At 33.7% G+C, this 14,111-nt stretch carries 5 protein-coding genes; 1 reads left to right on the top strand and 4 read right to left on the bottom strand.

Annotation, left to right across the window (positions count from 1 at the left end; all coding sequences use genetic code 11):
• Positions 1-149: 149 nt before the first annotated feature.
• Entirely contained in the window at positions 150-818 is a 669-nt protein-coding gene (locus OOK82_RS01615) for a JAB domain-containing protein (protein ID WP_264704329.1), read from the bottom strand.
• Positions 819-1,005: 187 nt separating this feature from the next.
• A complete protein-coding gene (gene wmk, locus OOK82_RS01610; protein ID WP_264704328.1) occupies positions 1,006-1,896 on the bottom strand; it encodes a WO male-killing family protein Wmk in 891 nt (296 codons plus the stop codon).
• Between the two features lie 113 nt (positions 1,897-2,009).
• On the opposite strand from wmk, the gene OOK82_RS01605 reads away from it, so the two are divergent.
• Positions 2,010-2,939 (top strand): Rpn family recombination-promoting nuclease/putative transposase, encoded by a 930-nt coding sequence (locus OOK82_RS01605; protein ID WP_262986565.1) that lies wholly within the window; start codon positions 2,010-2,012, stop codon positions 2,937-2,939.
• Between the two features lie 347 nt (positions 2,940-3,286).
• Here the strand turns inward: OOK82_RS01605 and OOK82_RS01600 are convergent, their stop codons facing one another.
• Positions 3,287-12,325, bottom strand: a complete 9,039-nt coding sequence (locus OOK82_RS01600; RefSeq protein ID WP_264704327.1) for an ankyrin repeat domain-containing protein — start codon at positions 12,323-12,325, stop codon at positions 3,287-3,289.
• Between the two features lie 188 nt (positions 12,326-12,513).
• The gene (locus tag OOK82_RS01595) at positions 12,514-13,770 is read right to left on the bottom strand and encodes a hypothetical protein (RefSeq protein WP_264376371.1); all 1,257 of its coding nucleotides are present in this window, start codon (positions 13,768-13,770) and stop codon (positions 12,514-12,516) included.
• Between the last annotated feature and the right edge of the window lie 341 nt (positions 13,771-14,111).

The following is a 14,111-nucleotide window of genomic DNA, read 5'->3' as shown; positions in this document are numbered from 1 at the left end:
TATTCTTTAATCACGACTTAATATACAAGCTATACAAAGATCTTTTGTATTGTGCAGTTCTTGCTCTTCAGATTCTTGACTAAGTTTTTTTGCTACTTGATTTTATATTTCATTGTGTAGCCAAACTTCTCAAGCAATTGAAATTTGGTTTATAACAGCTCTCTTTCCTTAAAACTGCAATACCCTTTATCTGTCATAATAATGTGATCCTCTAGTTCAATTCCCACTCCTTGACATGCTGATACTAATTCTCTAGTCATAACCTTATCATCTTCTGATGGCTCTAAACTCCCTCCTGGATGATTGTGAGATAATATTATCGATGCTGCTTCCATTGATAACGCCTTTTTTACCACTTTCCTTTCAGATAGGTGTACCTCATCTATTGTACCAAAATACACTTCATCTCTTATAAGACGGTTCTGTTTATCCAAGTATATTATCAGGACAGCTTCTTTTGCTGAAAAGCCTATGTTTACCCTTACATACTCTATCAGCTTTTCTTGGCTATCCATTACTGGGCCTCTCTTTAATCCTTCTCTGAGTGCTCTTTTATAAGCTTCTTTAACACATTCAATTGCTGCAGCTGCATGTTCAGTCATTCCTTCTATCATTTTCAGATCATCGATTTCTCGTCCCAAAATTTCTCCTATTCCCGGGCAGTTATCCATTAGAGTTTTAGTAACATCTTGTGCTTGCTTTCTGTCGTGAACTGCTCCTAGAAGCACTGACACTATCTCACGATCAAATAGAGCACTTCCTCCTCCACTCTGTAATACTCTCTCTATTTCTTCTGTAAGTTTTTCACTATTATTCATAAAATATACTCCTCATTAATAACAAATTGTTTTTAATTATTTACTGCTGTTTTTTATCAGCATTGGCATAAAGCCATAGCTTTCGAGTGAAGTCAAATAAATTTCTCAATCTTTTTTACTTATTTTTTCATGAATAGGTAAAGATATTAATACATATTTATTTTCAAGTTATGTAAAAAGGTTGTTGTTAATCAATTATTTTAGAAATAACATCAGTAGAAAAACCTAACTGAAGTAAATTATTTGCAACTTTCATTTCCTCTGTTTTGTAAATCTTTTCTTTGTAAATTTGCTTTCTTTGCAAGAAAAATTCTACCCATATATTCAGTTCATTTCGTGATTCTTGATTGTCAATTTTTCTATATTCTCTTGCCAAACTTAATAATTCATTTTCTCCTTCACAATCACTTTCTTTGTATTCCTTTATTAGATCTTCAGCATTCACTGATAATTCTTTTGCTATTTCCCACAACCTTTCACTTAAAATAGTAACACTACCTTGTTCATAATGATGTATTTGCGAAGGTCCTACATTAAGCTTTTTCGCTAATTCTTCTTGAGTATAGCCTCTGATTATTCTCCACTTTTTTATCTCTTGTCCTCCGTTTTGCTCGTATCTCTCTTTATCAGCATATTCTTCCGTTGATAAGCCTGTTGCTCGATAGATAATGTCATTATCAAACCCTGCCTTAACTAGATTCCTTGCAATTCTTATTCTTGCTGCTTTTATATTACTTTCTTCCTCAGCTCGGATAGATTTGGTTAATGCATAAATTGCTTTGTGTCCTCCTGTTTTTTCTATAAAATTATACATTTCCTCGGTCTTAGCTTTCTCGAAACAACTACTTTCTTTTAGTACTTTTCGCCCAGGAAAGAGATTTCCAACAGGAATTGATAATGCCCCTGCTAATATTTTTAACTTTTCAATTGGAATGCCACATGTTCCTTGTTCATATCTTAGCAGTGTATGATAGTTTATGTTTGCTTTGCCTGCTAAGTTTTTCAGGGTATATTTTCTTTTTAACCTCCAGCTCCTTACTTTTTGTGCTATCTGATACCTTATCAAGATATTTGCCATAAATATTATACAGGTTAATACTACCAAATAAAGATATACAAAATGTTTGCATTTTAGTTGAATATTTCTTCACAATTGTGTATAATTATTAATGCTTTTTAGGTTAATTCGTCATGGCTCTTTCGAAATTTCTTGATCCCAAAAATGACTTGAGCTTTAAAAAGATCTTTGGCTCTGAAAAGAATAAAAATATCTTAATTCACTTCCTCAACGATATCTTAGGTTTTTCTACTTCTGATCAAATAATGGAAATTGAATTCCTTAGTACCATTATGGATCCTGAAATTGCCTCTGACAAACAAAGCATTGTTGATGTTCTTTGCAAAGACTCTATTGGTAATAGATTTGTTATCGAAATGCAACTCGCTCGTGATAAAGGCTTTGAGAAACGTGCTCAACTTTATGCTGCTAAAGCTTACTCTCGGCAATTAGATAAATCTGGTAATTACATTCATCTTCAGAAAGTCTTCTTTATTGCTATTTCCAATTGTAACCTTCTGCCTGAAGAAGTTGACTATATTTCTACTCATAATATACGCGATATCAAAACCAATGGGCATTACTTGAAAGATTTACAATTTGTCTTTATTGAGTTGCCTAAATTTACAAAAAATAAGGTAGAGCAATTAGAGAATACTACAGAGAGATGGTGTTTCTTTTTTAAATACGCAGAAGATACAACTGAAGAAGATCTAAAAAAGATAGCAGCAGAAGCTCCGATAATAAAGCTAGCATATGATGAATTAGACAGGTTTCGCTGGAATGAAAAGGATTTGATCGCATATGAAGAAAGAATATTGAGCGTGCAGAAAGAAAACGCTATCCTTGCTCAAAAACTCGATGATGCTAAACATGAAGGAATCCAAATTGGAGAAGAGAAAGGCAGGAAAGAAGGCATCCAAATCGGCCATGAAAAAGGTAAAATTGAAGGTAAAATTGAAGTTGCAAAAAATTCACTCAAGGCCGATGTCCCTATAGATGTTATAGCTCAAATTACCGGTCTCTCTCATTCTGAAATTTTACAACTCAGGGAAAAAACATAAATACTACAACTTATTCACTTCAACATTTATGAAAATCTTCTTTAAGTTAGATATATTCCCTAATTAAGAATCTAATGAACTGTCTAAAATAGCTATAAGGATTGCACATAGAATTATATAAATTACTATCATAACGTTACTCAAACTTCTATATCAAAGCTACGTGCTGTAAGTTCAATATGGAAAACACATTAACCACTTAGTATTTAATGTCTACTTCATCCATTTTAGTATTAGGACCATCAAACTTGCTACTGGTTTCCCTAATTATTTTGGCTAATTTTGCTACCTTCACTTTAAAATTTTCACTACTTGGCATTTTATAGCTGCACCTCTTATATTATAACCTACCTATTGATATTACCTCCAAGCTTGGTTACTCCTATCTCAGAAAGACAAGTTGATACTTCTGAATGGCTGTGAACTGAAGCATTACTTAAATAACTTTGAGGCTCTAAACTTATCTGCTGTTTTTTTGTACCATCAACTTCTAATCTACCATCTCTGTTGTGTAATATCTGCTCTATTGATTGATTTAGCAGACCCTTATTAAATTGAGCTATAAACTTTTCAAATTTCTTCGGACTTAATTTACCAGCTTCTTTACCAGAACATGCTTTCTCTACATATGAGTTGAAAATCCCCGAAATCTCATCAAATTTACCACTCATGATTTTTCCTGTAACTTCTTTCTGTATTTCCACAAAATCAATATTTAATCGATGCATTGACACACCACTTTTTAATCCAGCTTGCTCTACTACTTTCTCAAATCCCTTTGTAATATTGAGTGTATATTCCTGTGCCTCTAGTGGAGATATAGACTGATCTATTGTAGAAATATACTTTTGACCTGTAACCCTTCTAATCAATAAGTCAAATAAAGTTATTGTACCATTAAAGTCAACCTGTGATAGATAGTGATCTCCCATTTCTAATATTGTATTTCTATCCTTAGGCTTAAATTTAACAGGTGCTTGCCTTTCACACATTCGTTTTAGATTTGCATTTACATAATCGACGTTGTCTCGAAAGAAACCTCCATTTTCTTGTCTTTTATCTGTACCATCAGATGGTAGTGTGGTACCTGTGAAACTACTATTACTTATCGACGCTTTGGCAAATTGCCCATCAACTTGTGATAATGAACTTGCAGTCCCCTCAGATTTAGAACTCAATAATCTACCTACAGAGCTTTTCACCCGACTAAATAAATCATTTATCCATGAAGATGGTTTTGCGCCACTGCTTGTTGCTATCTGAGGTTGGTCTATAGCAAGGGGTTTGCGTGATAAGTTATGAGAATTGTGATCTCCATGGTGATGACGGCGTTTGCGTTCTCCTCTTCCTCCCCTGAGCTTTTTTTCTAAGTATTCCACAATATTATTGTGCCCCTTGTCTTTCGCAATATCTAGCGGTGTTTTACCGTAATTACCTTTAGCACCAAGATTAGCATGAGCATCGACAAGAACTTTTACTATATCAGGACTGTTGGTATCAGCACCATAATGTAAAGGTGTCCAATTGTCTTTGTCTTCAGCGTTAACATTTGCACCACGATTAAGAAGTAATTTGACTACATCTATCCTGTAGTTTTCAACCGCTCCATGCAATGGAGTTGCTTGATATTCTCCGTTTTTAGCTTCAATATTAGCACCATTATCAAGAAGGAGTTTAACTAGGTTTAAATCACCGATTTCAGCAGCTGAATACAGTAGTGTATTACCGTTCTTGTCATTGGTATCAATGTTAGCACCCTGAGCAATAAGACCTTTAGCTTCATTAAAACCACCGCTTTCCACAATAGTCAACAATTTTCTATCTAATTGTACTTGCTTCAAAATTCCTGCTATATCTAGGTAACCTTTTCGAGTAGCCAAATCTAAAGATGTTTGGTTATAAATATCTCTAACTTCAATATCAGCACCTCTGCCAAGAAGGAGTTCGACTGTATTTAATTTGTTTCCTTGTATAGCTACATGCAATGGTGTCCAACCATTATTGGTTATATTATTAATACCGCTAATATCCTTGTCTAAAAGAAACTTAACTATTTCAAGACTACTACTGTACTGGGCAGCTACATGTAATGGTGTATTACCATACACATCTTTAGCATTAATATTAGCATTGTTATTGAAGAGAAACTCAACTACACTAAGTTTATCACGAGAAGCAGCAAAGTGTAAAAGCGTCCAACCGTACATGTCTTTAGCATTAATATTAGCCTTCTGATTAATAAGATCTTTAACTTCATTAAGACCTGCATCTTGCACTGCAGCTAACAATTTTTTATCTAATTCCGTTTGCTTTAGAAACTCTGCTACATTTGTGTCATTCTCTTGAGCAGCTAAGTCTAAAGGTGTTTTACTATCCTTATCTTTAACACTGATATCAGCTCCTTTGTTCACAAGAAATTTTACCACATCTAAAGCATTGTAATATACAGCATAGTGTAGAGGTGTCCAATCACTACTGTCTTTAGTATTAATCATAGTTTCTTTATCTGAAAGAAATTGAAATATATCATTAAATAGACTCATATTACCATTGTAAACGGCATAGTGCACGGTAGTCCAGCTTGTTGAGAATTTATCTTTATCTGCAACGTCATCTTGATTTCTTTCAGCAGTTTTATCAAGGAAAAGATTAACTATATCCCACTTGCCATTTTTAGCAGCATATTGTAGCGGTGTATAACCGAACTTATCTTTTTCATTTATGAGAGACTTTAATCTTTCTCTTTGGCGAACTGCTTTTACTAGTTCATCAGGTTCTGAATACAAATTATCTTCAAAATTCATACTTTCAATTTTACCTATAAGAAACCTAATAGAACGCAATTTGCCTTCTTGAGCAGCAACATGAAAAAGTGTTTGGCCATCGTTATTTTTAGCTTCAATGTTAGCTTCGCACCCAGCCTTCTTTTGGCAAATCTCTGAAGCTTTATTAATCAGACCTTGTATTTCTGCTATATCAGACAAACTAAACCTGTCTAATCTCCGGATTATTATTGGTTCTAACCCTAAATCGAATTCCAATGTAGAAATCCTATAAGACTCAGAATTATTCCAATTTTTTACATTGATTACATGGTTAGATACTTCGTCGGAAAACACCAAATCTGTATTACTACTGGAAACCCTAATCTGATCTGGAGTAATATCTTTTAATATCACTACTCCTATGCGTTCTTCATCTTGCCCCACCGAAGTTAAAGTGCCATCTTGATTATGTGTGATACTGATAGACTTAGTGAAATCTATAACATATTCTTTTATAATTTTTTCATAATCATTCTTAAGTTTATCTTGATAGTCCATTATTCCATCAACCTCTTGCTGTAAACCTAAATATGGAAAAAAATTACCATTGTTCCACAGAAGAAAATTAACATCTCTCCATTTACTTTGGTCATTATAAAAATCTTCTACTCTAATAATAAAAGGAATCTCACCTTCTCTTGTTAATAAGAGATCATCTTCATCTTTATATTTCTCGATATCTTCAAGATTAGAATCAATCACTAAATGATCACCTTCAAAATCCTTAGGCAACAAAAACATATTCTGAGTCTGTGTGGCATGGAAAAAGGGAGATAATTTGCCACTTTCTACGGAAGAGCCAGCACATGACATTGATTGTACATAAGGAATAAAGGTTTCTCCTTTACTGTTCATAACCATAAGGTGCCTATAGCTGTTACCCTTAAGATAATTTCTTACTTGAACATGAGTATTACTATAGTTTAAATGCAAGTTACACTGTTGAATTGAAAACTCCTCAGGAACTTCTGGCATAACCAACATATCTAATTTTTTATCACCTGAGTTATTATCAATAATAATCTCTCTTTTCTCTGTGTTGCTATCAATAACATACATATCACTTCCATTTCCACCTCTAGCAAACATACTCCTTTGGTCAAAATTTATTATATCTTCTCCTGAAGAACCAAATACCATATGTTGGAATGCGCTATTGCTTTGTAGTTTTGCTCTAACAACACCAAAGACTTTATAGTCCTTATTATTAATGAGTATTTCCTTGTAATGATTTTCTGCAGCATCAAAGCTATCAAGAGAATGTTCTGTATGTAACTCGAACGAGTTAATTTTTGTAATGGATGATTCTAGTTTCTCAATTTTAGGAATAATATTACTACCATTTTTATCTATCAGCATAAAATTAGGTTGATTACTGCCTTGCTTAATATAATTTTTAATATCAAGGGTATATTGATTACCTTGACCCAGCCCTATTTTTAAAGATAAAGTATTATTAGTCGAGAAATAAGATATTTCATCACAATCATCTAGCAGATTAGTTTCCGGAAAGATTACAGTTCCCGTTCCTTTTACATCAATTTCTGAATATAAATCTTTAGCCTCGTAATCTGTGGTTTTTATATAAAAGGTATAATCATTTTCTGCACCTGTAACTTTAGTGTATGGCGCAATAGCTACTTTTTTACAATTATCAACTGTATCCTTCTCATTTTTGCTCAAACCTCCACCACTATTTATAAAGACGTCACGATTATCGTTTCTAGTAAGGCGCCTAGAATTATATGTACATAAAACATTATCTGTCTTATTTTGCCTTCCAATATAGCTATACCTGAAAGCATCGACATTGCTATCAACATAATCATTGATCAATCGATGAAGATTTGTTGTTAACCTTAAAAGACCGGGAGCGTTAGGTCTAAAACGATAGTCAATTTTTGCTTGTACAAAGTCGTATTCTGTTGATTGACTTAGGTCAAGTATATTAGTAGCATTACTTCCACCAATAATTTTACCCGAAAAACCTCCAGGTTTCACAAGAATAAATTTGTTAACAGTATTATTACCACCAGTTATTCCTGTGTTTCCTCTAAAAATCAAGAAGTAGTTATTTAATGTATTACTTCCAACAATGGTACCTTCATCTATGCTTTCTAAATTATAAAGAATTATTGTACCATTTTGCATTCTTCTTCTATCAGCAATAACCATTGTATTTTCACAGTGATGCACAGCTGTTGGAACTGATTTTTTAATACCTTTTTCATAAATTTCGCTAGTGACTTGTGGTAAGCAAATCATCGTAGCATTTTGAATTGGGTCAGGTATAACACGTGAAAGGTTTGTTGTATCAGCATCTGTTCTATTCATTAGAATCTTTCCATACCCTGCATGAAGAGATGGCGTGTCGCTATCCACCCCAAAACCAACTCCATAGGCAACTACATCATTAGGGCTATCACTTAAAGCTTTCCAGGCTCTTTTAGCTTGACTATTAACCATATTATTTCTGGCTGCAAGGTGTTCCAGATCATATGGCATAGATGAAAGTAAAAGCGTATGCAAAAAGATATCGAAATTCTCACCATGAGTTGTATCATACTTCTTTTCATACTCTATAATATTGCTAATACCACTATAAACTCCATGAGTTACCATGAGTCCAAATCCAACTCCAATACCAACTCCAGGCAGACTAGCTGCTGTAAGAGCAACACCAGAAACAAATGACACACCAGAAAAGGCTATAGAAGCTATATTATCTCTTATCTCCTTTTCTCCACATGGATTATTACTATCTTCTCTATTTTTACAGTCTACAAGGTTATTTGCTGATATGCCTATATCAATAATATCAAATATACCAGCTATAGCTCCTGCCGTGCCTTTCGCTATTTTACTTCCAAATTTTACTCCTGCAACTTGAACAACAAATTTTGTCTGCTTACCTAAAGTACCCGGTATAATCCTTCCTACAACTTTTTCAGCTGATGTTACAACTTTTGGAGCAATTTTAACCATTACATTCTCAATTGGTTGAGACGCAAAAGACCATCCTATTCCACCTAGATTTAATCCACAATCCGTTGCTGTTCCATCCTTGCAAGATACAATAGCACCATGAATTCCTCTTATTAATTGTATTCCACCTGCAGCATTCATTAATCTGCTTTTTAATTTCGGGTTTTTTGTTAAATCACTGTTTTGCTGTAAAACGTCACCATATAAATCCTTGATACGCTCATTCTGAATATAGCGCTCATACCCTTGGTCTCCAATCACCTTATCAACTAAATATTTATAGTCACCCTCAATATTTTTGTTTCCAATAAACTCTATTAGCTGAGCATTTTTCCCTTCATCTTGACTGCTTTTAACATAAGTTAGGAACTTTTCACTATCAATTATAACCTTACCTACATTATTTTTATCTACCCTTCCTTTACTAAACTTTTCCACATCATCCTTTGAAAATAAACATTTAATACTTCTCTTCTTTCTATTGCTTTGCTTTGCACAGCCATTAAGATTTAACTTATTCAAAGATTGTGTTGCTTCACCAGTAGGCAGCATATGAACTGAACTATGAACTACTTCAACAGGAATAAATCCTTCCTTGGTTGTCCTACTTGTTAAAATAAGTTTATTCGGATTATTAGATCCTTTATCGAAAACAACACCGATAAATTTTACCTCATCACCATCTGTAAGTGTTTTATAGGTAACACCTTCTTTGTACTCTTCATTTATTTGATCATTTGCTTCCCTCAATAAAGCTTGAGCCCCTTTACCCTGCCTTGATGCCTTAAGTTCTAACCCTATTGGAGTGTACTCCTCAGCATTTCCACCTTGAGCCACAAACTTAATACCATGAACTAGCATGTCAATACGTTCCCCTCTACCAGTTTGAAACTCAGTTAAAACTAATGCTCTAGTTTCTGGTGATTCCTGTAATTTTAAGTCACTATAATAACTAAACACTCCATTCAATATTCCCTGGAAATGAGCTTCTTTATTAACGAGACTCTTAAAAGGAAAGATTCCTTCTCCAATTTTTTCTAATAATCTACTATATCCTCTTATTGATAAGGATTGGATATCTAGTGCTTTATCAAATGTTTCTTTTAACTCATTAGGATAAGTAACTTCTTTAAAAGTACCTTGAAATCTATTATCTCCGTTGTTGTACTCTTGTAAAGAATTGTATTTTTCAGCCCAAATAGTAAGATATCTTTTAAAATCTGACTTGTATCTAGTATCAAAATTAAGACTTAATTCGATTATTTCCCTATTCCCTATTTCTCTATTTAATCTATCAAGAGGAAGAACTTCATTCAGCCCGTTCAAAACATCTTTTCTGTTAGCTTCAACAATATTCATCACATAAACCAACTTCTCTGTATTTTCTGGGATGAGCACCATTGTTACAACTGCATGGCTTGCATCAAGGTTAGCTGACAGTCTTTCTCTGGCTCTTTGAGCTGCCGGACGTCCAAGCCTACGAAGATTAGGATGCACTTCAGTAGGTATATTGTCTCCATAGATAAAAATATACTTTTTTAAACTTGTTCCTGAATCTTCACTTAATAATAATGATTGCCCTAGTAAAAACCTACTAAAATAATGATTATCTCCCTTCTCTGATGTACCAGGAAACGTATGATAAATACGTTCCATATTATCTTTTATCTGTTCTTTTAATTCTCTTTTACCAATCTCTTGCGTATCCCAATCATCAGAGGATTTTAACATATCTTGAAAAAGAGGAATTATTTCTTCTCCACGATTTGATACTTTAATATCAGAGATAGGAGACGGATTATCAAGGTTGACACCAACATATAAAATGTTATCTGCAGTAGTTAAAACTCGCTGAACATTTGGTTGGAAACCTTGTGCATACCTTTCTGCTTGCTGCAAAGCCTTATCTGGAGTAGCATTAGAACCTGCTCCCGCTTTTAATTCAATAATAATGGGAATAGAATCCAATGCACGATCAGGACCACGAGCCAGCAAGATAATATCTGCATAACCCCTTCCTGCAAATTGCTCTGGGTAAACTCTAAGATTATACCTATAGTGGAAATTCATGAAAACGCCTACCATAAATCCATGATGTGCTGCTTCACGTGCACTATTATCATAGACTACTGATCCTACATACTCAGAATGAACGTTATTAATTTTTTCAAGAACTTTTTTTAAAGACCTGCTAACTGTTTGCGCATCAGAATCAGATAGCTTCGCTATATCACCTTCCGGATTATTCCATATTCCTTTTTCTATTTCATAAAATTCCTTGCTAGTAGCAGAATCAAGTATCTCTTTAGCTTCCATATTAACAAAAATATCACCCTTTCCTTTATAGATCTGTACTAATCTAGATTTTATTCTATCTTGAATTTCATTCTTAATATTTAGGATCTCATTCTCAACATCCCGATCTCTAATCTTACTCCTATCTATATTCTTTCTTAATATGTTCTCCAACTCATTAACAGTAAACTGATGGCCACGCTTACCTTCTGAAATGGAAAATAAATCTATATTATTAATAGCATCTTCAGCATTTCCAATTTGACCATTTTTAACAATAGCTACTTTTAAAGTTTTTGAAGTATCAAAACTAAAATAAATCTTTTTAATATTTAACTTTTCTGCAATTTTTATATCTGGCAAAGTAGAAAAGCTCCCTAGGAAGAAGTGTGTAAAAAATCCTGCTTTTTCTACAGAGTGTAAATAAGATGGAATCTGATCCACAAATGACTGAAATCTCGGTTCAAAAGATTTAAAATCCTCATCTTGCTGGCTTATACCAACTTCTTTACTTGCTTCCTCTATCAATAACTGTATTAACTCAAAGTCTTGTGGTCTTACTTTACCCATGACTCTTTTTAAGCCTTTTGCAAGCTCTTTATCATTATCAATAATATTCCTTTCAAGACCAAAATTATAATGGTTTCGTTTACCTGGTGCACCAACATGAAATAACTGTATTTGAGTATTTCCATTACCATATTGAGTTTCAACCTCACCAGAAACACTAATCGTTGCGCTAAGCATTCCACTCATTGCTCTTATTTCAGGTTCACCTCCCCAAGTATCAGGGTTCCTCATGTTTTCCAAGTAACGCTCAAAATCACCTTCAACAAAATCTCTGAACTCATTTCTATAAGAACTTATGTGATCAACTACTCGATTACGAAATACGTTTCTTACTAAATTTGCAAATGTATCATCATAATTCGCAGCACCTAAATTCCGAACCAAACCTCTAATATGATCTAAATTTTGGGTTACAGTTCCATCATTTCCAAATAGTACTTCATACCTTTGTCGAAATAAAGCATCGTCGTTTCTGACGGGTATTAAGTAAGCCATAGTAACAGACCAAAATAAGCAACTACCGTCTCCTGGAACATCGATTCTCTTAACCTGACTTCCACTTTCGGAATCAACATCAGATCTACGATAACGCTTAAGTTGATAAAATTCTTTAGCTTGCTCTATATATTGTATTTGATCCGATAATTCGGTAATCTTTGAATTAACGCCTTCTTTTTTTAGGTGATCTGTTAGATATTGTGTCTTAAACATAAAGCCCCCTTCATTACATTATACCAAATCCACTATTTATTATCAGAGATATCAACAATATAAGCTATTTTTACCTGCATACTAACTTGGATATATAACATTTATATTATAATGCAACGCCTTTTTGACAGAAGCTAAAGTAGTAACAAGAAACCATCACCTGTTTTATAGAATTGCCTTATAATACCTTAATTGCCCAACCCTAATTGCTCACATGCTTTGCTTAATTTAACCTCAGTCAAGCTAGTAAACCCTTCAGCTGTAGACTTACCGTATGATAAAAATTTATTTAATGAATCAATATCTCTTTGCTCTAACACAGATCGTATATACTCCGCTTGCCTAGAATCCATAAATTCTTTAATTTGATCAGAATTAGCCTTATCTAATATTGCCCATACCGGTTCCATGTAATTTTGATTTACCCAAGGTACTAATAAACTTGTAACAAGAAAGCAAGATCTATTACAAACTTCTTCCTTCAGCACATAAGTACGATGGCTATCAAATCCCTCCTTTCTCCACATATGCATGAAAAGCTTTGCACCTTCACCAGCATAATATGAGCTGTTTTCTGTTTTTATATAGTGTAGCCAGACAAGATATTTATCTTCTGAAACATTACTTGGTTTCAAATAGTCAAACAATGCTTGAAATTGATCAAAGCGAAGTGCACCCTGTAGCGTGTTTAGACTACCATAATAACCATTTTCAGCTAAGTCTCTTTTTAGAAGTTCTGGATATTTATCAGGACTTATTTGACTAAAATAAAACTCGAATATTTCAGGATAACTATTACAACGGTTCCCTGCTACATATACTGCTGTCTTCATCAAGATTTCATCCTTTTTCTGTTCGCTCATCTCACTTTCAGGTAATGATTTTATTTTATTCCAGAAGAATTCCACTGCCTGCTCTTGCTTAAGACTCACAGCACATTTAAGCCCGTACTCATATGGATGACAGCCATCTAAATTTAGTTTAGAGATGTAACCACTAACAAAATGTGACCAAAAAACTATTAAAAGGTTGCCTCCTAGAGTCTTAACTAAGTGACCATACTCCAACAGACTGCTCTTACCTTGAGCTGATAGTTTATTTTTTCTCTCTTCAAATAGAGCAATAATATCTTCTTCCAGGCAATAACGACAGGCAATCTCATATCTTTTATCAGTACTAAAAGGACTATTTGAATTTTGCACAATCAATTTTTTACCTACCATTTGCCTATCAAGCTTAACTCCGTGTAAATTGTCTACTTTTTTCCAACAATCCTCGCTAGACAATACCTGTGCAAGAAAATTACGTCCTTTCTTGCCACTTTTTTGGTGCAGACGCCAATTTGCATAGCACCAGCGTTCAATTTGAAAAAGCTTAGATGCTCTATGGGGATCATCCTCTTTAATAGACGAAAACAAAACTTTTGGAATATCTGAACGCAACATAGCCACTACCTTAATTAATTAGATTATCAATTACATTTTAAGTATAGTATTCTATCTTTAAAACTTGTCAATCATTATTGTAGAAAATTTTCTAACCCAAAGTAGTTTTAGGCAAAAGTCTCTTAAGAAGGTCGGTACGGGATTTTTCTTTACCTTCAAATTCTGTTTTCATTATGAGTTTGCCTTAAATTCCTCCTTAAGAAAATTAGTATTAATCTAACAACGTATTTTACTAATAGCTTAAATAATATAGCCATTTTCAGTGCTCAAAACCAGGGACGGTGAGAACAATTTTTCTTGGAATCAGTTGGTCTACCAAGTGATACGTTCAAATTTTTGTT

This window comes from Wolbachia endosymbiont (group B) of Apotomis betuletana, assembly GCF_947250475.1.
Taxonomy (GTDB): domain Bacteria; phylum Pseudomonadota; class Alphaproteobacteria; order Rickettsiales; family Anaplasmataceae; genus Wolbachia.
This window is presented reverse-complemented; position numbering and strand designations above follow the sequence as displayed.

What these genes read in the sequence shown, in the direction of transcription:
- wmk (WP_264704328.1), bottom strand. Translation starts at nt 1,896, where the DNA reads ATGGCAAATATCTTGATAAGGTATCAGATAGCACAAAAAGTAAGGAGC.
- OOK82_RS01595 (WP_264376371.1), bottom strand. Translation starts at nt 13,770, where the DNA reads ATGTTGCGTTCAGATATTCCAAAAGTTTTGTTTTCGTCTATTAAAGAG.
- OOK82_RS01600 (WP_264704327.1), bottom strand. Translation starts at nt 12,325, where the DNA reads ATGTTTAAGACACAATATCTAACAGATCACCTAAAAAAAGAAGGCGTT.
- OOK82_RS01605 (WP_262986565.1), top strand. Translation starts at nt 2,010, where the DNA reads ATGGCTCTTTCGAAATTTCTTGATCCCAAAAATGACTTGAGCTTTAAA.
- OOK82_RS01615 (WP_264704329.1), bottom strand. Translation starts at nt 818, where the DNA reads ATGAATAATAGTGAAAAACTTACAGAAGAAATAGAGAGAGTATTACAG.